The organism is Pseudomonas sp. S11P7, assembly GCF_023195435.1.
Classification (GTDB): domain Bacteria; phylum Pseudomonadota; class Gammaproteobacteria; order Pseudomonadales; family Pseudomonadaceae; genus Aquipseudomonas; species Aquipseudomonas fluorescens_G.
Genome location: NZ_JALPKS020000002.1, coordinates 5,701,718 through 5,723,151 on the forward strand (window position 1 = coordinate 5,701,718; position 21,434 = coordinate 5,723,151).

At 60.6% G+C, this 21,434-nt stretch carries 18 protein-coding genes and 1 pseudogene; 13 read left to right on the top strand and 6 right to left on the bottom strand.

Going from position 1 to position 21,434, the window contains the following annotated elements; all coding sequences use genetic code 11:
* Window positions 1-402 precede the first annotated feature (402 nt).
* Window positions 403-1,827, bottom strand: a complete 1,425-nt coding sequence (gene aspA / locus M0746_RS26035; RefSeq protein ID WP_208939206.1) for an aspartate ammonia-lyase — start codon at window positions 1,825-1,827, stop codon at window positions 403-405.
* 180 nt (window positions 1,828-2,007) lie between these two features.
* On the opposite strand from aspA, the gene M0746_RS26040 reads away from it, so the two are divergent.
* From M0746_RS26040 to M0746_RS26060, 5 genes are all read left to right on the top strand, one after another.
* The gene (locus M0746_RS26040; protein WP_258451135.1) at window positions 2,008-2,916 is read left to right on the top strand and encodes a LysR substrate-binding domain-containing protein; all 909 of its coding nucleotides are present in this window, start codon (window positions 2,008-2,010) and stop codon (window positions 2,914-2,916) included.
* 332 nt (window positions 2,917-3,248) lie between these two features.
* Complete coding sequence (gene purE, locus M0746_RS26045; protein WP_007954291.1) at window positions 3,249-3,740, top strand: 5-(carboxyamino)imidazole ribonucleotide mutase; 492 nt, start codon at window positions 3,249-3,251, stop codon at window positions 3,738-3,740.
* Between the two features lie 10 nt (window positions 3,741-3,750).
* The gene (locus tag M0746_RS26050; protein ID WP_090287654.1) at window positions 3,751-4,833 is read left to right on the top strand and encodes a 5-(carboxyamino)imidazole ribonucleotide synthase; all 1,083 of its coding nucleotides are present in this window, start codon (window positions 3,751-3,753) and stop codon (window positions 4,831-4,833) included.
* 112 nt (window positions 4,834-4,945) lie between these two features.
* Window positions 4,946-5,191 carry a GlsB/YeaQ/YmgE family stress response membrane protein gene (locus M0746_RS26055; protein ID WP_208939209.1) on the top strand — a complete coding sequence of 82 codons (246 nt, stop codon included), beginning with the start codon at window positions 4,946-4,948 and terminating at the stop codon, window positions 5,189-5,191.
* A gap of 93 nt (window positions 5,192-5,284) precedes the next feature.
* Complete coding sequence (locus M0746_RS26060; protein ID WP_208939210.1) at window positions 5,285-5,821, top strand: DUF3299 domain-containing protein; 537 nt, start codon at window positions 5,285-5,287, stop codon at window positions 5,819-5,821.
* Between the two features lie 123 nt (window positions 5,822-5,944).
* Here M0746_RS26060 and M0746_RS26065 read toward each other — a convergent pair whose 3' ends face one another.
* Both M0746_RS26065 and M0746_RS26070 read right to left on the bottom strand, forming a co-directional pair.
* Window positions 5,945-6,844, bottom strand: coding sequence for a D-hexose-6-phosphate mutarotase (locus M0746_RS26065; protein ID WP_258451136.1), 900 nt, complete (start codon window positions 6,842-6,844; stop codon window positions 5,945-5,947).
* Window positions 6,845-6,901: 57 nt separating this feature from the next.
* Window positions 6,902-7,306 carry an acyl-CoA thioesterase gene (locus tag M0746_RS26070; RefSeq protein ID WP_003229628.1) on the bottom strand — a complete coding sequence of 135 codons (405 nt, stop codon included), beginning with the start codon at window positions 7,304-7,306 and terminating at the stop codon, window positions 6,902-6,904.
* Between the two features lie 377 nt (window positions 7,307-7,683).
* On the opposite strand from M0746_RS26070, the gene M0746_RS26075 reads away from it, so the two are divergent.
* A complete protein-coding gene (locus tag M0746_RS26075; protein WP_208939212.1) occupies window positions 7,684-8,982 on the top strand; it encodes an MFS transporter in 1,299 nt (432 codons plus the stop codon).
* 8 nt (window positions 8,983-8,990) lie between these two features.
* Here the strand turns inward: M0746_RS26075 and M0746_RS26080 are convergent, their stop codons facing one another.
* Window positions 8,991-9,491: a PIN domain-containing protein gene (locus tag M0746_RS26080; RefSeq protein WP_093096786.1), complete on the bottom strand. Its 501-nt coding sequence runs from the start codon at window positions 9,489-9,491 to the stop codon at window positions 8,991-8,993.
* Window positions 9,488-10,546, bottom strand: coding sequence for a helix-turn-helix domain-containing protein (locus M0746_RS26085; protein WP_258451137.1), 1,059 nt, complete (start codon window positions 10,544-10,546; stop codon window positions 9,488-9,490). The genes M0746_RS26080 and M0746_RS26085 overlap by 4 nt, the downstream gene beginning before the upstream one ends.
* Window positions 10,547-10,733: 187 nt before the next feature.
* Between M0746_RS26085 and M0746_RS26090 the strand changes: the two genes are divergently transcribed.
* From M0746_RS26090 to M0746_RS26120, 7 genes and pseudogenes are all read left to right on the top strand, one after another.
* Window positions 10,734-11,732, top strand: a complete 999-nt coding sequence (locus M0746_RS26090; protein ID WP_208939215.1) for a phosphate ABC transporter substrate-binding protein PstS — start codon at window positions 10,734-10,736, stop codon at window positions 11,730-11,732.
* Between the two features lie 413 nt (window positions 11,733-12,145).
* Window positions 12,146-14,179 carry an ABC transporter permease subunit gene (locus M0746_RS26095; protein ID WP_258451527.1) on the top strand — a complete coding sequence of 678 codons (2,034 nt, stop codon included), beginning with the start codon at window positions 12,146-12,148 and terminating at the stop codon, window positions 14,177-14,179.
* Window positions 14,180-14,195: 16 nt separating this feature from the next.
* Entirely contained in the window at window positions 14,196-15,866 is a 1,671-nt protein-coding gene (gene pstA / locus M0746_RS26100; RefSeq protein WP_258451138.1) for a phosphate ABC transporter permease PstA, read from the top strand.
* A gap of 183 nt (window positions 15,867-16,049) precedes the next feature.
* Window positions 16,050-16,883: a phosphate ABC transporter ATP-binding protein PstB gene (gene pstB, locus M0746_RS26105; protein WP_090287634.1), complete on the top strand. Its 834-nt coding sequence runs from the start codon at window positions 16,050-16,052 to the stop codon at window positions 16,881-16,883.
* 111 nt (window positions 16,884-16,994) lie between these two features.
* On the top strand, window positions 16,995-17,756 hold the full coding sequence (gene phoU / locus M0746_RS26110; RefSeq protein WP_016772483.1) for a phosphate signaling complex protein PhoU: 762 nt from the start codon (window positions 16,995-16,997) through the stop codon (window positions 17,754-17,756).
* Between the two features lie 177 nt (window positions 17,757-17,933).
* A pseudogene (locus M0746_RS26115) lies at window positions 17,934-18,886 on the top strand (response regulator).
* Window positions 18,887-19,112: 226 nt separating this feature from the next.
* Window positions 19,113-20,009, top strand: coding sequence for a peptidoglycan DD-metalloendopeptidase family protein (locus M0746_RS26120; protein WP_208939218.1), 897 nt, complete (start codon window positions 19,113-19,115; stop codon window positions 20,007-20,009).
* Between the two features lie 72 nt (window positions 20,010-20,081).
* Here M0746_RS26120 and M0746_RS26125 read toward each other — a convergent pair whose 3' ends face one another.
* Window positions 20,082-21,422, bottom strand: coding sequence for a hemolysin family protein (locus M0746_RS26125; RefSeq protein WP_016772486.1), 1,341 nt, complete (start codon window positions 21,420-21,422; stop codon window positions 20,082-20,084).
* Between the last annotated feature and the right edge of the window lie 12 nt (window positions 21,423-21,434).

Consider the following 21,434-nt stretch of genomic DNA (forward strand, 5'->3'; position numbering starts at 1 on the left):
TTCGTCCCGGATCCATATCGCGGGTTTTGTTATTAGTTCGGGTTTCGCATGGGTTATGGCCTCGTTACCGACGACCGCTCACGCGAAGAGGGGCGGCACTATACCGATCAGTGGCGCGCCCGTCTGCACGGTTGTGGTGCAAGCGACGAAACGAAGCGTTGAAACACCCGGCGTAACCGGCGCCGGGCTTTTGTAGGAGTGAGCCTGTTCGCGATGCAGGCGCTGCGGTTCTAATGACACACCGCGTCATCGTTCATCGCGAGCAGGCTCACTCCTACAGAAGACGTTTGTCCTTCAAACAGTTAAAAAAAAGGGCTCGGGGACCAGGTCCCCAAGCCCTCAAAAGGTGAGAGGTGTCTAGTCCCTCGACCTGGTGAGCGGTGCTACAAATTACGTGTCGGTTCAGGCTTTGAGCGGAACCAGACGCGGGGCAATCATGTTTTCCGGACGCAGGATGTCGGCGAGCATGGCTTCGTCGAGCAGGCCTTCTTCGCGTACCAGTTCCAGCACGCCGCGTCCGCTTTCGAGGGCGAGGCCGGCGATGCGCGTGGCGTTCTTGTAGCCGATGTACGGGTTCAGCGCGGTGACCAGACCGATCGAGTGTTCGACCAGTTCGCGGCAACGCGCTTCGTTGGCGGTGATGCCGACGATGCAGTGCTCGCGCAGCATGTCCATGGCGCGTTGCAGCAGGCGGATCGAGTCGAAGATCTTGAAGGCGATCAGCGGCTCCATCACGTTCAGTTGCAGTTGGCCGCCTTCGGCTGCCATGGTCAGCGCCAGATCGTTACCGATGACCTGGAACGCTACCTGGTTTACCGCTTCCGGGATCACCGGGTTGACCTTGCCAGGCATGATCGAGCTGCCTGGCTGACGCGCCGGCAGGTTGATTTCGTTGATGCCGGTGCGCGGGCCACTGGACAGCAGGCGCAGGTCGTTGCAGATCTTCGACAGCTTGACCGCGGTGCGCTTGAGCATCCCGGAGAACAGCACGAACGCGCCCATGTCGGATGTCGCTTCGATCAGGTCGGCCGCCGGCACCAGCGGTTGACCGCTGATCAGCGCCAGACGCTGTACCGCCAGCGCTTGATAACGCGGGTCGGCGTTGATGCCGGTGCCGATTGCGGTGCCGCCCAGGTTCACTTCGGTGAGCAGTTCCGGGGCCAGCGTCTTCAGACGGGCCAGGTCTTCGCCCATGGTGGTGGCGAAGGCACGGAATTCCTGGCCGAGGGTCATCGGCACGGCGTCTTGCAGTTGAGTACGGCCCATTTTCAGGACGTGATCGAACTCTTTGCCCTTGGCCGCGAAGGCCTGGATCAAGCTGTCGAGGCTGGCCAGCAGAGTGTCGTGACCGAGCAGCAGACCCAGGCGAATGGCCGTCGGGTAGGCGTCGTTGGTCGACTGCGCCATGTTCACGTCGTCGTTCGGGTGCAGATACTGGTATTCGCCTTTCTGGTGACCCATCGCTTCGAGCGCAATGTTGGCGATCACTTCGTTGGCGTTCATGTTGGTGGACGTACCGGCACCACCTTGAATCATGTCGACCACGAACTCTTCGTGGAAATCTCCGCGGATCAATCGGGCGCAGGCTTCGCTGATGGCAGCGTGCTTGGCTTCGCTCAGGTGACCCAACTCGCGGTTGGCGTCAGCGGCGGCCTGTTTGACCATCGCCAGGCCCACAACCAGTTTCGGGTAATGCGAAATCGGAACGCCGGAGAGACGGAAGTTATTCACCGCTCGCAGGGTCTGGATGCCGTAATACGCTTGCGCCGGTACTTCGAGGGCGCCAAGCAGGTCGGTTTCTGTGCGGAAAGATGCAGCGGAGGACATGATGGAAATCATCTCGATAAGGACCCGGTCTGTGCCGGAACGCTGCGAATGCTAGGCTTGTGGGGATTTTTGGGCCAATGCTGTTAAGCACTGGCCTATGCACATTCGGCATAATGTCGATGTGACGCCGCTTGTGCGGCAGACGTGTGACCTGTTTTGGTGCGTGTCCGGGAGGGCGTGATGAATCTGGAAAGCAAATGGCTCGAGGACTTCAGTGCTCTGGCCGCCACCCGCAGCTTCTCGCAGGCGGCCGAACGGCGTTTCGTGACCCAGCCGGCGTTCAGTCGGCGGATCCGCAGCCTTGAAGCTGCGCTCGGTCTGACGCTGGTTAATCGCTCGCGTACGCCGGTCGAGCTGACGGCGGCGGGGCAGCTGTTTCTGGTGACCGCACGCACCGTGGTCGAACAGCTCGGTGAAGTGCTGCGCCATCTGCATCATCTGGAAGGCGGGCAGGGTGAAGTCATTCAAGTCGCGGCGGCACACTCGCTGGCGTTGGGGTTCTTTCCGCGCTGGATCGCGCAGTTGCGCAACGAAGGTTTGAACATCGCCACGCGGCTGGTGGCGACCAACGTCGGCGACGCGGTGCACGCCTTGCGCGAGGGCGGTTGCGATCTGATGCTGGCGTTCTATGACCCGGATTCGGCGATGCAGATGGACCCGGAAATCTTCCCGTCGCTGCATCTGGGCCAGACCGAAATGCTCCCGGTATGCGCGGCGGATGCCGAGGGCAAGCCGTTGTTCGATCTGGAGGGCGAGGCAAGTGTGCCGCTGCTGGCCTACAGCGCCGGGGCGTTTCTCGGGCGCTCGGTGAACGGCCTGCTGCGCCAGCGCCAGTTGCGCTTCACCACGATCTACGAAACCGCGATGGCCGACAGCCTGAAAAGCATGGCGCTGGAAGGCCTCGGCATTGCCTGGGTGCCACAACTGAGCGTGCGCGCCGAACTGGCTCGCGGCGAACTGGTGGTCTGCGGCGGCCCGCAATGGCATGTGCCGCTGGAGATTCGCCTGTATCGCTGCGCACTGGTGCGCAAGGCCAATGTGCGATTGCTGTGGCGCAAGCTCGAAGGCGGCGCTGCGCAAAGCACCTGAGTGCATCGAAAACCCCTGTGGGAGCTGGCTTGCCAGCGATAGCGGCGGGTCAGTCACCTGATCTGTTGTCGGTCTGACGCCATCGCTGGCAAGCCAGCTCCCACAGGGGATCGGGTAATGCCTCGGCGCTGACCTTCAAGTCAATAAAACCGGGCCTTTCGCTGATTTGACGGATGGTCGTTTCGGGGGCTGTTTATTGCTTCCTTTGCGGTATACTGCGCGGCCTTCGGCCGGCACGTCCGGCCATTTTTCGTACAATCAAGCCACGCAACCTGCGTGGCTTGTTGTTTTATGACGCGCCTGCGGGCGCTCCTGAGAGAAGAGGCGCGACGATGAGTGCACTGGTTGGCGTGATCATGGGCTCCAAGTCCGATTGGTCCACCCTTAGCCACACCGCCGATATGCTGGAAAAGCTCGGCATCCCGTACGAGGTCAAAGTGGTCTCTGCCCACCGCACCCCGGATCTGCTGTTCCAGTACGCCGAAGAGGCTGAAGGCCGTGGCATCGAGGTGATCATTGCCGGCGCCGGTGGCGCTGCCCACTTGCCAGGCATGTGCGCAGCCAAGACCCACCTGCCGGTGCTGGGCGTGCCGGTGCAGTCGGCCATGCTCTCGGGCGTCGATTCGCTGTTGTCGATCGTGCAGATGCCAGCAGGCATTCCGGTCGCCACCCTGGCCATCGGCAAGGCTGGCGCGATCAATGCCGCGCTGCTCTCGGCGAGCATTCTCGGCGCCAAGCATCCGCAGTTCCACGCGGTACTGAAGACCTTCCGTGCCGAGCAGACAGACAGCGTCCTGGACAATCCAGACCCACGTATTGCCTGAGGTTGTTGAGATGAAGATCGGTGTAATCGGTGGCGGCCAGTTGGGTCGCATGTTGGCCCTGGCGGGTACTCCGCTGGGGATGAACTTCGCTTTTCTCGACCCTGCGCCGGACGCCTGTGCGGCTGCGCTGGGCGAACACCTGCGGGCCGATTACGGCGATCAGGATCATCTGCGCCAACTGGCCGATGAAGTCGATCTGGTGACCTTCGAATTCGAAAGCGTCCCGGCCGAAACCGTGGCGTTTCTCTCGCAGTTCGTACCGGTCTATCCGAGCGCCGAAGCCTTGCGCATCGCTCGCGACCGCTGGTTCGAAAAGAGCATGTTCAAGGATCTCGGCATTCCGACCCCGGCTTTCGCCGACATCCAGTCGCAAGCCGATCTGGATGCCGCGGTCGCTGCGATCGGTCTGCCGGCTGTGCTGAAAACCCGCACCCTGGGTTATGACGGCAAGGGCCAGAAAGTCCTGCGCACACCGCAAGACGTGGTCGGTACGTTCGCCGAACTGGGCAGCGTCGCTTGCCTGCTCGAAGGCTTCGTGCCGTTCACCGGTGAAGTCTCGCTGATCGCCGTGCGCGCGCGCGATGGCGAAACGAAGTTCTATCCGCTAGTGCACAACACCCACGACAGCGGCATTCTCAAATTGTCGGTGGCCAGCACCGATCATCCGTTGCAGGCACTGGCGGAAGACTATTCCAGCCGCGTGCTCAAGCAGCTCGACTATGTTGGCGTGATGGCGTTCGAGTTCTTCGAAGTCGACGGCGGCCTGAAGGCCAACGAAATCGCCCCGCGCGTGCACAACTCCGGGCACTGGACCACCGAAGGCGCCGAGTGCAGCCAGTTCGAAAACCACCTGCGTGCCGTTGCCGGCCTGCCGCTGGGTTCGACCGCCAAGGTTGGCGAGAGCGCCATGCTGAATTTCATCGGCGTGGTTCCGCCAGTGGAGAAGGTCATCGCCATTGAAGACTGCCACCTGCATCACTACGGCAAAGCCTTCAAGGCCGGACGCAAGGTCGGTCACGCCAACCTGCGTTGCGCCGATATGGCCACGCTGCAGGCGCAAATCGTCAAGGTCCAGGCGTTGATCGCCGAGTAACGACAGTTTCATGTGACAACGGCGGAACCATTCAGGGACCGTCGTTCTCTCATGGCAGGATGCGAAACTCTGACTAGGCTTTCGCATATCTACCAAATCAGAGGGAAATGTCATGGGAATTATCGGAACCATCTTTATCGGCTTGATCGTCGGCCTGCTGGCGCGGTTCCTGAAACCGGGCGATGACAGCATGGGCTGGATCATGACCATCCTGCTCGGTATCGGCGGTTCGCTGGCAGCCACTTACGGCGGCCAGGCTCTGGGTATTTATCAGGCGGGCGAGGGCGCCGGTTTCATCGGTGCGCTGGTCGGCGCGATCGTGCTGCTGGTGATCTACGGCCTGATCAAAAAGAACTGATCCAAAGCGACAAAGCCCTCTCTGCCAAACTGGCCGGGAGGGCTAGAATGCTCGGCGATTCAACGTTCCTTCCTTTCTATGCCGAGCACCTTCATGCGCCGTCTTTTGTTGACTCTCCTCTTGCTGGGCAGCGGTTTGGCCCACGCCGGCGAACTGCCGGAAACCGACTGGCTCGAACTGATGCCCAAGTCGGACCAGAAGGCCCTCGAGGCCATGCCTGAAATCGACCACAACACCCCGGAAGCCACCGGCACCTTCACCGAGAAGGGCGGGATGAAGCAGGCCAAAGGCCTGCCCGCGGTGATGTATTCGACCAAAACCGTGGCGTCGATGAACGACAAGCACATCCGCATCGGCGGTTACCCGGTGCCGCTGGAATCGGATGCCAAGGGCCGCAGCACGCTGTTCTTCCTCGTGCCGTACCCCGGCGCGTGCATCCACGTGCCGCCACCGCCGCCCAATCAACTGGTGTTGGTGCGATATCCAAAGGGGTTGAAGCTGGAAGATATCTACACGCCGTTGTGGGTGACGGGCACCCTGAAGATCGAAAAGGTCAGCAATGACCTGGCCGATGCAGCGTATGCGCTGGAGGCGGACAAGGTGCGGGTGGTGCAGGAGGCTGATCTCTAAAGACCGCCACAGATAAATGTAGGAGTGAGCCTGCTCGCGATAGCGTTGTGTCAGTCAATCAGGTGGATCTGACAAACCGCTATCGCGAGCAGGCTCACTCCTGCATTGGTTTTGCGCTGTGGCTTAGAGCGGTGCAGCGGCCACGCTGACACCCATCGTATGGCTCGCCCCCGGCGCCAATGTGACGAGGTCATCCATAACATTCGCCGTCTCGATGCACAGCATGCGCTGCCAGCCGTCGTTGTCCATGTCCGGCAATGCAGCGGCGCGGTCGATCCACGGGTTCCAGATCACCGCCGTGCGCGAGCCCGTCGAGGTCAGCACGATGCGGCGTTCCCAGGCTGGATCGACAATGCTCAGTTGCGGCGGAGCGTCGAGGTAGATGCGGTCGGTTTCGCCGGCAAACTGCAGATCGCCTTGCTGGCTGGCGGTGTTCCAGTCGTCCAGGGTTTCGATGTAATCCAGCCCGGCGACACCATCAACGTGCACGTTACGCACATCACTGACGGCGAAATACGTGTGCAGCGCCTGGCTGAGGGTCACGCTGTCGGCGCCACGGTTGTGGCTGGTCAGGCTGTAGCTCAACTGATTTGCCAGGTGCAAAGTCAGGGTCAGATCGACTTCGTGGGGCCAGCCCGGCAGGCCGTTTTCCGGGTAGGGCAGCTTGAACTCGACCTTGATACCGTCAGCCTCCGACTCGATGCCGCCCAGTTCCCAATCCATCGCCCGCACCAGACCGTGTGCGGGGGCCGGTTGTGCGCCGGTGTACATGGCTTGCACGCTCTGCGGGTTGCGTTCGAACTTGCCGAACCACGGCCAGCACACCGGCACGCCGGCGCGGATGCTTTTGCCGGTCTTGAAGTCGGCCTTGTCGTTGAGCCAGATGATCGGCGGCTGGCCGTCGACCTGGTAACTGAGGATGTGCGCGCCTTGCTGGGCCACCAGCACTTCGGCCTTGCCGTGGCGGATGCGCCAGCAGTTCAGTTGATCCTGTTTCACGGCTTCAACGTTGGGCGTGTTCATAGGCAACTCTCGATCAGACACTGGGGACGACTATCGACCGCAAAACGGCCGCGAGGTTTAACGCGCGCGTGGCGGCACCGAACGGGTGCGACCGCTGCCGTCGATGGCGACGAACACGAACACTGCTTCGGTGACCTTGCGCCATTCGCTGGACAGTGGGTCATCGCTCCACACTTCGACCATCATCTGGATCGAGCTGCGGCCGATTTCCAGGGTCTGGGTATAAAAGGACAACTGCGCGCCAACCGCCACCGGGACCAGAAACGCCATGCGGTCGATGGCCACCGTGGCGACACGGCCACCGGCGACGCGACTGGCCATGGCGGTGCCGGCCAGGTCCATCTGCGCTACCAGCCAGCCGCCGAAAATATCGCCAAAGCCGTTGGTTTCGCGTGGGAGCGCGGTGATTTGCAGGGCCAGGTCGCCCTGCGGGATCGGATCTTCTTGTTCGAGCTCTATCATGCCGAGGGGCCTCTGACCCGTGACTCTTCGTGGGTATTGCGGGTGGTAGCCGTCTTCAAGAAAAACGATTCAACACCGAACACACTGCGTTCGTCACGTTTTCCATCAGGCGCCTAAAGGGAAACTCTGCGAAAAAGGCTAAATCCCGAGCAAAGGGCGGGCCAACAACGTTTTCGCACAGCAACCTCTTACAAAACCTGCGCAGGTGGCGAGTATATCGGTCGGTAGACTCCACGACGACCGTCCGGTTCTGATTTCGACCGTCAATTACGCGCCTCTATGTGCTTTTTCGAACAATTTGCTATGGTGCCGAACCTGTCCAAGCCACCGCCAGCGTTGTTGTGGCGACAGATTCGACTATAAGAGAAGCCCTTGCCATGACCACAGCGCCTTCGAGCCTCGCGCAGCCCGAGCAACCCGCACGACCGTTGACCCGCAATGACTACAAGACCCTGTCGCTGTCCGCCCTCGGCGGGGCGCTGGAATTCTACGATTTCATCATCTTCGTATTCTTCGCCACCGTGGTTGGCAAGTTGTTCTTCCCGGCCGACATGCCCGAGTGGCTGCGGCTGATGCAAACCTTCGGCATCTTCGCGGCCGGCTACCTCGCCCGGCCGCTGGGCGGCATCGTCATGGCGCACTTCGGCGACCTGCTGGGGCGCAAGAAGATGTTCACCCTGAGCATTTTCATGATGGCCGTGCCGACCCTGATCATGGGTTTGCTGCCGACGTATGCGCAAATTGGAATCTGGGCGCCGATCCTGCTGCTGTTGATGCGCGTCATTCAGGGCGCGGCGATCGGCGGGGAAGTGCCGGGAGCGTGGGTCTTCGTTTCCGAACACGTTCCGCAAAAACACATCGGTTATGCCTGCGGCACGCTCACCAGCGGTTTGACTGCCGGCATTCTGCTCGGCTCGCTGGTCGCCACGGCGATCAACAGCATTTATACGCCGGCGGAAGTTTCCGACTACGCCTGGCGGATCCCGTTCCTGCTGGGCGGTGTGTTCGGTCTGTTCTCCGTGTACCTGCGCCGCTGGCTGCACGAAACCCCGGTGTTCGCCGAGCTGCAACAGCGCAAGGCGTTGGCTGAAGAAGTGCCGCTGCGCGCGGTGCTGCGTGATCACCGCGGCGCGATCGCGATTTCGATGTTGCTGACCTGGCTGCTGTCGGCCGGCGTGGTCGTGGTCATCCTGATGACCCCGACCGTGCTGCAAACGGTCTATCACTTCTCGCCGACCACTGCGTTGCAGGCCAACAGCCTGGCCATCGTCTTCCTCAGTCTGGGTTGCATCGGCGCTGGTGCGCTAGCCGATCGCTTCGGTGCCGGTCGCGTCTTCGTCTTCGGCTGCCTTGGCCTGCTGATCAGCTCGTGGACTTTCTATCACAGCCTCGCCGACCACCCGGACTGGCTGTTCCCGCTGTACGCATTGACCGGTCTGCTGGTCGGCACCATCGGCGCCGTGCCCTATGTGATGGTCAAGGCGTTCCCGCCGGTTGTGCGCTTCAGCGGCTTGTCGTTCTCGTACAACGTTGCGTACGCAATCTTCGGTGGCTTGACACCGATGGTGGTGAGTCTGCTGCTCAAGGAAAGCGCGATGGGGCCTGCTTATTACGTGGCGGTGCTGTGCGGGATGGGGATTGTGGTAGGTGCGTGGTTGTGGAGGAAGGGGCGCTGATCTGTACTTCAGATTACGTAAGGCTCTCGCCAGCGCGAGAGCCTTGCTTCGCACTCGCCAGCCGGTAGTCGGGCGCCGTGCTCAAGCATGTGGTCCAAGGCATTTGCTGCGTGCTGTTCGTTGATCACTTTATGCTCAACCATAAGATCCAGTAACCAAAGTGCACCGTGTACCCGCAGCCCATCGCGTTGTGCCTGCCGCCGTAACCTGCCATCTCCAGTCAAGAGCGGCCGTCCTGTTTCCTGCGCCAGCAAGTAGCAAGACACGTCCGCCAGTGAGCTGTTGTTGTGCTCGATTTTCAATCCGAAAAGTTTGATCACACCAGATTCGTCAAATGACTCGACGCTCAATCCTCGCTTGAGCAGTTCTTCATGTGGGAAGTCGGCGAGCTCTTGCATTACGAAGTCGGTACAACAAAGGGTGAAGGGCAGTTGGAACATTTGCTCCAGTAGTCCGGCATTTCTAAAGTCGATCCAGATATTCGTATCGCTGATGTAGATCAGACTCATGCATTCTCCAGTGAACCCAGGAAATTAGGGTCCAATGCGCTCACCGGCTTGCGCAGGAGTTCAGCAGCTCTGGATTTGCTGATCAGTCCTTCGGCCAGCGCCCAGAATGCCAGGGACTCAAATCGTTGTGGCGGCTTGCATGGCAGAGGTTCGGGTTCCGACTTGCGCCAGCCGTTTGCACTGAACTGGATGGTCAGTGACTTATAGCCACTTTCGCTGAGCAGCTTCAGATCCTTCAGGCGTCTGAGCGCCGCATGCATCGATATGCCGTATTGGCGCTTGGCAATCAGCAGTTCTCTTGGGTGAACTCTGGAGCGAGGATGGCTGCCGAAATCACTGGTGACGCCTTTTGCCGGATAGAGGAAGGCCCCGGCAAATCGATGGCAGCAATTTTCCTTGTCTTTCTCGGGCATGTCCTCAGGTAATGCCATGACCCAGTGACCGAGTTCGTGAGCGGCAGTAAACCTGATGCGTTCGCCTGGTCGATTGGCATTCAATGCAATCAACACATGCTCGCCGTTGCCGGTGGCAGCACAGGCTCCATCGAAATCATCAGGACCTTTGAGCATCGCTACCTTGATGCTGTGCTCCTCCAGTTGCTCGGTGAGGTTGGCAATCGGGTCGCTGCCGATTCCCCAGACCTGGCGAAGCTCTTCAGCCGCTTGCTCGGCTTCATCGAGGCAGGACACCGGGATCATTTGCGCAGGAGTGGCCGGGGTATATATATCGACAGGATTGAAACATTCCTCGAGCGCTATGTAGCGCTCGAGGTGTTCGCGGATTTTCTCTTCGACTTGTGCCTGGCGGTATTTAGGCATCTTGGCCAGCTTTCGAAATTCCAACGGCGCAAGCGCAATTGCATCCGCGCGGAAGAAATACTCCGGGCTGACCTGCAGTGCCTTGGCCAATTGCAACAGGCGAGTCGAGCTTGGAGTGCTCAACCCTTTTTCATATTTGCTCAAGGCTTGTTTGGTTATATCGCCAAGCTGATCGGCCAGAGCCTCAAGGGTGAGGCCACTTTGCAGGCGCGCGCGGCGAATACGGTCGTTTATCATAGGGGCCTCTCGTGGTTGACAAGGCTATATTCTGGTAGTGATTTGTCAACTCGCCAAACGTTTCTTCTTATTTGCTGGCGGCAATACTGGCCTTTCATCCAATTGTCATATTTCAGCCATAGAGTGTTCACACGGCCTGCTGATACTTGGCCCCGACTTAACACACCCTATCTGCTAGGAGTAAGGCATGAAACTGAAGCGTTTGATGGCGGCAATGACTTTTGTCGCTGCTGGCGTTGCGACTGCCAACGCGTTCGCCGCTGTTGACCCTGCTATCCCGAGCTACACCAAGACCACTGGTGTGTCGGGCAACCTGTCCAGCGTCGGTTCCGATACCCTGGCCAACCTCATGACCCTGTGGGCCGAGAACTACAAAAAAGAATACCCGAACGTCAACATCCAGATTCAGGCCGCCGGTTCCTCCACCGCGCCACCTGCACTCACCGAAGGCACCGCCAACCTGGGCCCGATGAGCCGCAAGATGAAGGACAACGAGCTGCAGGCTTTTGAGCAGAAGTACGGCTACAAGCCGACTGCGATCCCGGTTGCCGTGGATGCCCTGGCCGTGTTCGTGCACAAGGACAACCCGATCAAGCACCTGACCATGGCTCAGGTCGATGCGATTTTCTCCTCGACACGCCTGTGCGGTGCAAAAGCTGACGTCAAAACCTGGGGCGACCTCGGTGTGACCGGCGACCTGGCCAACAAGCCAGTGCAACTGTTCGGCCGCAACTCGGTATCCGGCACCTACGGCTACTTCAAGGAAGAAGCCCTGTGCAAAGGCGACTACAAACCAAACGTCAACGAACAACCAGGTTCGGCGTCGGTGGTGCAGTCGATCAGCAGCTCGCTTAACGGCGTTGGCTACTCGGGTATCGGCTACAAGACCGCCAGCGTGAAAACCGTTGCTCTTGCCAAGAAAGAAGGCGGCGAGTTCATCGAAGACACCGAAGAAAACGCCCTGAACGGCAAGTACCCGCTGTCGCGCTTCCTCTACGTTTACGTCAACAAAGCCCCGAACAAGCCTCTGGCCCCGCTGGAAGCCGAGTTCGTCAAACTGGTGCTGTCGAAGCAGGGCCAGGAAGTGGTTGTGAAAGACGGCTACATCCCGCTGCCAGCCAAGGTTGCTGCCAAAGCACTGGCTGACCTCGGTCTGCAGGAAGGCGGCTCTGTCGCCAAGCAGTAACAAATCGAGCCCGGCGTAACGCCGGACTCTTTGTGGGGGCGAGCCTGCTCGCTCCCGCAATCACCAAATTTTCGACTCCGCTGCCGGGCCTTCCGGGTGGCGGATTTGCTGCGTCACTGCATTGTCATCTTTCTGTCATACAGGATCGCTAGGGTGTGCGCATGAATGATCTGGCCAATTCCCCAATGACTACGACTTCCCCTCCCAAGCGCATTGATTTCAATACGCCTGAGCTGCAACGCAAGCGCCGCATTCGCGCGCTCAAGGATCGCTTCACCCGCTGGTACGTCCTCGTTGGCGGCCTGGCGGTGCTCGCGGCCATCACCCTGATCTTTTTCTTCCTCGCTTACGTCGTGGCGCCATTGTTCCAGGGTGCCGACCTGACCGCGAAAGACTCGATCACCCCGGCCTGGATGCAGGACGCCGGCAAGCCGCTGATGATTTCGCTCGAAGAGCAGAATCAGGTGGCGATGCGCGTCTCCGACAAGGGTCAGGCGTTGTTCTTCGATATCGACAGTGGCGCTGAACTCAAGCGCGTCGATCTGCCCCTGCCGGCAGGTGCCAGCGTGAGCTCGATCGGTGAAGACCAGCCGGGTCATCCGCTGGTGGCCGTGGGCCTGTCCAACGGTCAGGCACTGGTGTTCCGTCACACCTACAAGGTCAGCTACCCCGATGGCAAGAAAACCATCACGCCGGCCATCGAGTACCCGTACGGTGAGACGCCGATTGCGCTGAACGAAAGCGGCGGCGCGTTGGAGCATGTCAGCCTCAATGCCACCGATACGACCTTGATGCTGGTCGGCTCTACCGGTTCGCAACTCAATGTTCTGTCGCTGACCAGCGAAGAAAACCTGATGACCGGCGAAGTCACCAACGAGCAGCAGCGTATCGATCTGCCGCAGATGACCGAGCCTGTGAAGAACATCTTCGTCGACCCGCGCCAGCAGTGGCTGTACGTGGTCAACGGGCGTGCTCAGGCCGACGTCTTCAGTCTGCGCGACAAGAGCCTCAACGGTCGCTACAAGCTGCTGGAAAATGCTGATGCCGAAGTCACCGCGACCACGCAACTGGTCGGTGGTATCTCGCTGATCATCGGCGACTCCAAGGGCGGTCTGGCCCAGTGGTTCATGGCCCGTGACACCGATGGCGAGCAGCGCCTGAAGCAGATTCGCACGTTCCAGATGGGCAGCACGCCCATCGTTGAAATCGCCGCCGAAGAACGCCGCAAAGGCTTCCTCGCTCTCGATGCCAGCGGCAAGCTCGGTGTGTTCCACAGCACCGCGCACCGCACGCTGCTGGTCGATCAGGTGGTCGACGGCCAGGGCCTGTTCGGTCTGTCGCCGCGCGCCAACCGGGTGATCGTCGAAGCCGGCGGCAAGCTGCAACCGTTGCTGCTCGACAACCCGCACCCGGAAGTGTCGTGGAGCGCGTTGTGGAGCAAGGTCTGGTACGAGAACTACGACGAGCCTAAATACGTCTGGCAATCGACTGCCGCCAACACCGATTTCGAACCGAAACTGAGCCTGTCGCCACTGACCTTCGGCACCCTGAAAGCCGCGTTCTACGCGATGCTGCTGGCCGCGCCACTGGCCGTTGCCGCCGCAATCTACACCGCGTACTTCATGGCCCCGGGCATGCGCCGCAAGGTCAAACCGGTGATCGAACTGATGGAAGCGATGCCGACGGTGATCCTCGGTTTCTTCGCCGGTCTGTTCCTCGCGCCATATGTGGAAGGACATCTGCCGGGCATCTTCAGCCTGCTGATGCTGTTGCCGATCGGCATCCTCGTGGCCGGTTTCACTTTCAGCCGCCTGCCTGAATCGATCCGCCTGAAAGTCCCGGACGGTTGGGAAAGTGCGCTGCTGATTCCGGTGATCCTGTTCGTGGGCTGGTTGTCGCTGTACATGAGCCCGTTCATGGAGAACTGGTTCTTCGGCGGCGACATGCGCATGTGGATTTCCCACGATCTGGGCATCACCTACGACCAGCGCAACGCTCTGGTGGTCGGTCTGGCCATGGGTTTCGCGGTGATCCCGAACATCTACTCGATCGCCGAAGACGCCGTGTTCAGCGTGCCGCGCGGCCTGACCCTCGGTTCTCTGGCCCTCGGTGCGACGCCATGGCAGACCATGACCCGCGTGGTCATCCTCACGGCCAGCCCGGGGATTTTCTCGGCGCTGATGATCGGCATGGGCCGCGCAGTCGGCGAAACCATGATCGTGCTGATGGCCACCGGTAACACGCCAGTCATGGAAATGAACCTGTTCGAAGGTCTGCGCACCCTGGCCGCCAACGTCGCGGTGGAAATGCCCGAGTCGGAAGTCGGCGGCAGCCACTACCGCGTGCTGTTCCTCTCGGCGCTGGTGCTGCTGCTGTTCACCTTCGTCATGAACACCCTGGCAGAACTGATTCGTCAGCGTCTGCGCAAGAAATACTCGTCGCTTTAAGCAAAGGTAGAAGTCTGTGAAACAGAACTCCCTGAAAGGATGGTTCAAGAGCGGCGCCCCGGGCGTCTGGATCAGCGGTGGCGCTGTGTCCATCGCGGTCATCATGACCATTGGCCTGTTGGCGGTGATTGCCGTGCGCGGTCTCGGTCATTTCTGGCCGGCGGACCTGATCCACGCGCATTACGACGTGCCGGGCCAGGCCAACCACCTGATCGTCGGCGAAGTGGTGCAGAAAGAAGAAGTGCCGCGTGCCCGTCTGAAGAGTGCCGGCCTGCCAGTGCCTGACGAAGGCCCGGAATTCATGACCCGCGAGCTGGTCAAGGTCGGTAACCGCGACCTGAACGGCAACGACTTCACCTGGATCGTCGGCGACTGGCTGACCAAGCAGACCACGCCGCCGGAGTTGATGGCGATCGAGCGTCGCGAGTGGGGCAATTTCTACGGCTACCTGGTCAACGTCAAACAGGACGGCAAGGTCATCGCCGAGGGCGAGGCCGCATGGCCTGAGCTGCAAGCGCGCATCGATCGGGTCAACGATCTCGCTGCTCAGTTGAAGACGCTGGAAAAAACCGACATCGGCGCGATCAACGCCGGCCTCGAGCGCATCCGTCTGCACGGTCGCAAACTCGAGCTGGAAGGCAAGCTCGACGCCACCGCACAAGCGGACATGGCCTCCGAGCGCGCCGAACTGGACGCGCGCTATAAAGACATCGAAGCACGACTGTCTGATCTGCATGCCCAGTTCAACCGCGACGCGTTGACCGCCCGTGACGCCAACGGCAAGGAAATCGAAATCGGTCTGGGCAAAGTGGTTCACGCTTATCAGCCGAACGGCATGAGCACGTTGACCAAGGTCGGCTTCTACTTCAGCAAGATCTGGGAATTCCTTTCGGATGACCCGCGTGAAGCGAACACCGAGGGCGGGATCTTCCCGGCGATCTTCGGCACCGTAATGATGACCTTGATCATGGCGATGATCGTCACCCCGTTCGGCGTGCTGGCGGCGGTGTACCTGCGTGAATACGCCAAGCAGAACACCCTGACCCGCGTCATCCGCATCGCAGTGAACAACCTTGCCGGTGTACCGGCGATCGTTTACGGCGTGTTCGGTCTGGGCTTCTTCGTCTACGTGCTCGGCGGTTCGGTTGACCGCTTGTTCTTCCCTGAAGCGCTGCCAGCGCCGACCTTCGGTACGCCGGGTCTGCTCTGGGCTTCGCTGACGCTGGCCCTGCTCGCGGTGCCGGTGGTGATCGTTGCGACTGAAGAAGGTCTGGCGCGGATCCCGCGTACCGTGCGTGAAGGTTCGCTGGCACTGGGTGCGACCAAGGCGGAGACGCTGTGGAAGATCGTGATCCCGATGGCCAGCCCGGCGATGATGACCGGGATGATCCTCGCCGTGGCCCGTGCCGCCGGCGAAGTGGCGCCGCTGATGCTGGTGGGCGTGGTGAAACTGGCGCCGTCGCTGCCGGTGGATGGCAACTACCCGTACCTGCACCTGGACCAGAAGATCATGCACCTGGGCTTCCACATCTATGACGTCGGCTTCCAGAGCCCGAACGTCGAAGCGGCCCGCCCGCTGGTGTACGCCACGGCGCTGTTGCTGGTGCTGGTGATCGCGACGTTGAACCTGTCGGCGGTGTATATCCGCAACCACCTGCGCGAAAAGTACAAAGCTTTGGACAGTTAACACAAACCCTGTGGGAGCTGGCTTGCCAGCGATGCAGACGACGCGGTGTTTCAGTTACACCGCAGTGATGCCATCGCTGGCAAGCCAGCTCCCACAGGGGCTGCGACAAACACTGAATTTGCGTTACCCGCTGGCCAGGCCTGCGGTTCAACAAACCGAATTTGTCAGCACAGGGAGCCTCCCATGCAGCACGAAACACACAGCCACGGCATCAACATGTCTGCCCTGGGCCGCGACAAGCAGAGCCTGAACCTCGAGCAGGAAACCGTGGCCATCGAAGTGCCCGGCCTGAGCCTGTACTACGGCGAGAAACAAGCGCTGTTCGACGTCAGCATGAACATTCCGAAGCAGCGCGTAACCGCGTTCATCGGCCCGTCCGGTTGCGGTAAGTCGACCCTGCTGCGCACCTTCAACCGCATGAACGATCTGGTTGACGGCTGCCGCGTTGAAGGCGCGATCAACCTGTACGGCAACAATATCTATCGCAAGGGCGAAGACGTTGCCGAACTGCGTCGTCGCGTCGGCATGGTGTTCCAGAAGCCCAACCCGTTCCCGAAGACCATCTACGAAAACGTGGTGTACGGCCTGCGCATCCAGGGCATCAACAAGAAGCGCATCCTCGACGAAGCGGTCGAGTGGGCACTGAAAGGCGCGGCCCTGTGGGACGAAGTCAAAGACCGTCTGCACGACTCGGCGCTTGGCCTGTCCGGTGGTCAGCAACAGCGTCTGGTGATCGCCCGTACCATCGCCGTTGAGCCAGAAGTTTTGCTGCTCGACGAACCGTGCTCGGCCCTCGACCCGATCTCGACGCTGAAAGTCGAAGAGCTGATCTACGAGCTGAAATCCAAGTTCACCATCGTTATCGTCACGCACAACATGCAGCAGGCGGCGCGGGTGTCCGACTACACGGCGTTCATGTACATGGGCAAACTGGTGGAATTCGGCGACACCGATACCCTGTTCACCAATCCGGCGAAGAAGCAGACCGAAGACTACATCACCGGTCGTTATGGCTGACCGAACAGCTGCAAGCCGCAAGCTTCAAGCGGCAAGAAAGAGCGGTTCGAGTACGACACAAATCAGCTTGCAGCTTGTAGCTTGCAGCTCATGGCTTTTGCGGAGCAAATCATGATTTCGAAGGAAGGTTTAACCCATCACATTTCCGCGCAGTTCAACGCCGAACTGGAAGAAGTGCGCAGCCACCTGCTGGCCATGGGCGGGCTGGTCGAGAAGCAGGTCAACGACGCCGTCACGGCGCTGATCGAGGCCGACTCCGGTCTGGCTCAGCAAGTGCGCGAGATCGACGACCAGATCAACCAGATGGAACGCAACATCGACGAAGAATGCCTGCGCATTCTGGCTCGTCGTCAGCCGGCAGCGTCGGATTTGCGTTTGATCATCAGCATTTCCAAATCGGTGATCGACCTCGAGCGTATCGGCGACGAAGCGACCAAGATCGCCCGTCGTGCCATCCAGTTGTGCGAAGAAGGCGAAGCGCCGCGCGGTTACGTCGAGGTTCGTCACATTGGCGACCAGGTGCGCAACATGGTCCGCGATGCGCTGGACGCGTTCGCGCGTTTCGACGCCGATCTGGCCTTGTCAGTGGCGCAGTACGACAAGATCATCGACCGCGAATACAAAACCGCCCTGCGCGAGCTGGCGACCTACATGATGGAAGACCCGCGCTCTATCTCGCGTGTTCTGAGCATCATCTGGGTCTTGCGTTCGCTGGAGCGCATCGGCGATCACGCGCGCAACATCTCGGAGCTGGTGATCTACCTGGTGCGCGGCACCGACGTGCGGCACATGGGCCTCAAGCGCATGAAGGAAGAAGTTGAAGGCACCAGCGCCGAAACCGCTAATGTTCCGGGCGAAGCTGACGATAAGTAAGATTGCCTGAGAAAAGCGCCCGGCCCTTTGGCCGGGCGTTTTTGTTTGTGCTTTTCATGGGCAGATTCGAATTAAAAAGCAGCACCCGCGAACGAAAAGTCCCGGCGTGACTGAAGAGTTTTGGCAATGTGCCATCAGCCAGCGTTATGCTTGCCGGGATTTTAATAGGGGTGTTGGATGAGCAAGATCAGTGTGTTGGTCGTGGACGATGCTTCGTTCATTCGTGACCTGGTGAAAAAGTGCCTGCGTAATTACTTCCCGGGGATCCGCACCGAGGACGCCGTGAACGGCAAAAGGCTCAGGCCATGCTGGCCAGAGAAGCCTTCGACCTGGTGTTGTGCGATTGGGAAATGCCGGAAATGTCCGGTCTCGAACTGCTGACCTGGTGCCGCGAACAGGACAATCTCAAGACCATGCCGTTCGTCATGGTCACCAGCCGGGGCGACAAGGAAAACGTTGTGCAGGCGATTCAGGCCGGCGTTTCCGGCTACGTCAGCAAGCCGTTCACCAACGAGCAGTTGCTGACCAAGGTCAAGCAGGCGCTGAACAAGGTCGGCAAGCTCGACACCCTGATGAACAGCGCGCCGACCAAGATGAATTCGGCGTTCGGCAACGATTCGCTGAGCGCACTGACCGGCGGCAAGCCTGCCGTGGTCGGCGCAGCCCCGGCTGCGGCGGCCAACCCGTTTGCCAAGCCTGCTGCAGCGGCGCCGGCCGCCGCAGCTGCGCCATCGCGCGGTTTGCTCAACGCGCCGCCGGTGCAGGCACCTGCCGCGGCGAAAGCGCCGGTCGGTGGTCGCGGTCAGGGCCAGTTGCGCCTGCCGAGCGGTACTCAGCAATGCGTGATCAAGGCGCTGAGCATCAAGGAGGCGCTGCTGGTGGTGAAGCGCACCGAGACCCTGCCGCAGGTCCTCGACAGCGCCGTGCTCGATCTGGAGCAGGGCGACAACGCCGAAGTCGCCCGACTCAACGGTTACCTGCACGCCGTGGTTGCGGTCGAGCAGAAGCCAGACAGTGAATGGCTGCAGCTGACCTTCCGCTTCGTCGATCAGGACGCGCAGAAGCTTGATTACATCTCCCGCCTGATCGCCCGTGGCACGGCGCAGAAGCATTTCGTCCCGGGAGCATGATCTTCCTCGCCTGCCAGTGATCGTTCCCACGCTCTGCGTGGGAATGCAGCCCGGGACGCTCTGCGTCCCTTACGCAGAGGACGCGGAGCGTCCGATTGAGGCATTCCCACGCAGAGCGTGGGAACGATCAGCTCTTGCGCTGCCAATTTGCAACATCTGTCGACTAGCCTGGTCTGCTTCACCTGCTAGGCTCATTTCCAGGCCTCCTTTCGACAGATTCTTGCCCATGCTCGCGCGCCTGCTGTTTCTCTGTGGTCTTTTCCTGGCCTGCACCTCGGCAGTGGCCATGACCATCTACAAATCCACCGACGCCAACGGCGTGGTCTCCTACAGCGACCGGCCGAGCAAAGGCGCGCAGGTGTTCGTGTTTCAGGACCGCATGGTCGAGCGCCTGGAGCGCCAGGTCTACCTCGATATCAAAAAGCAGAAGGGCACCGACGTGGTGTTCGTGCGCAATGATCTGTACGCGCCGGTCGAGATTGCCTTGGCATTCACCGGCCTGAGCAATGTGCGCGGCGCGCCGGCGCAGACCATTCGCCGGGTGCTGCCGGCGCGCAGCAACACGCGGCTGGCGCTGCTGACGGCGATTTCCGCGGGCAAGCCACTGGTGTATTCGCCGCAATTCCATTATTCGCTGGGCGACCCCGCTGGTGCGGCGCAGAGCTATCGCTATCCACTGCCATGGCGTGGCGGGCCGTTCCGCCTGAGCCAGGGCGCCAACGGCCAGTACAGCCACTACGGGCCTAAGAATCGTTACGCGATGGATATCGCCATGCCGGTGGGCACGCCAATCATCGCCGCGCGGGCCGGCGTTGTCGTGAAGACAGAAAACTCACAGAGCGGGCGCGGCACCGATGCGTCGGGCAATTTCGTGCGTGTGCTGCACGATGACGGCACGATGGGCGTGTACCTGCATCTCAAACAGGGCTCGGTGAGTGTGCGTGAGGGGCAGCGGGTCAAGGTCGGCAGTCCGCTGGCGCTGTCGGGCAACACCGGCAACAGCAGCGGCCCGCACCTGCACTTCGTGGTGCAGCGCAATACCGGGGAAGGGCTGGTGTCGATTCCGTATCAGTTCAACCAGCCACTGGGGGCGTTGCCCAACTTTGCGTTGGGCAAGCAGTAACATTGGCAAATGCATTCCAGGGTGGGAGCGAGCCTGCTCGCGAAAGCGGCGACGCGGTCGCGGATCAGCCCATCAATCGAGCATCAACACCTTGGCCAGCACAATCTTCGGCCCTTTCATCTTCTTGATGATGATCCGCAGGCCTTCGACTTCCAGTACTTCTTCCTCTTCCGGCACGCGTTTGAGGGTTTCATAGACCAGCCCGGCGAGAGTTTCCGCTTCGATGTGGTCCAGATCGATGCCCAGCAGGCGTTCGACCTTGAACAACGGCGTATCGCCACGAACCAGCAGCTTGCCCGGCTGATAGGCCAGAATGCCGCGCTCCGCCTTGCGGTGTTCGTCCTGAATGTCGCCGACCAGCACTTCCAGCACGTCTTCCATGGTCAGGTAGCCGATGATATTGCCATCCGCTTCCTCGACCACGGCGAAGTGCGAGCCGCCCTTGCGGAACTGCTCCAACAGTTGCGACAGCGGCATGTGCCGCGACACGCGCTCCAGCGGACGGGTCAGTTCGGCGAGGTTGAACGACTCGGGAATATGGTCCAGCGCCGCCAGCTCCAGCAGCAGATCCTTGATGTGCAGCAGGCCGACGAACTCCTGGCGCTCGCTGTCGTACACCGGATAACGGCTGAACTTGTGGCGACGGAACATCGCCAGGATTTCCTTCAGCGGTGCGTTGAATTCGAGCGTGATCAGGTCTTCGCGGGAGTTGGCCCAGTCGACCACTTCCAGCTCGCCCATTTCCACCGCCGAGGCCAGCACGCGCATGCCTTGGTCGCTCGGATCCTGGCCACGGCTGGAGTGCAGGATCAGTTTCAGTTCTTCGCGGCTGTAATGGTGTTCATGGTGCGGGCCGGGCTCACCTTGCCCTGCGATACGCAGAATTGCGTTGGCGCTGGCGTTGAGCAGGTAGATCGCCGGGTACATCGCCCAGTAGAACAGGTACAGCGGCACCGCCGTCCACAGCGACAGCAGCTCGGGTTTGCGGATCGCCCACGACTTCGGGGCGAGTTCGCCGACCACGATGTGCAGATAGGAAATGATGAAAAACGCGGTGAAGAACGACACGCCTTTGATGATCTCCGGCGAGTCGACGCCGACCGCGCTCAACAGCGGTTCGAGAATGTGCGCGAACGCCGGTTCACCGACCCAGCCCAGGCCGAGGGAGGCGAGGGTAATACCCAACTGGCACGCCGAGAGGTAGGCATCGAGCTGACTGTGCACGGTGCGCAGGATATGTCCGCGCCAGCCATGCTGCTCCGCGATGGCTTCGACCCGGGTCGAGCGCAGCTTGACCATGGCGAACTCCGCCGCAACGAAAAAGCCGTTGAGCAGTACCAGGATCAGAGCAAAAAGAATCATGCCGAAGTCGGCGAAAATGGTAGCGAGGGACAAGCCAGGGGAAGGGTCCATGATGGAGTTTTG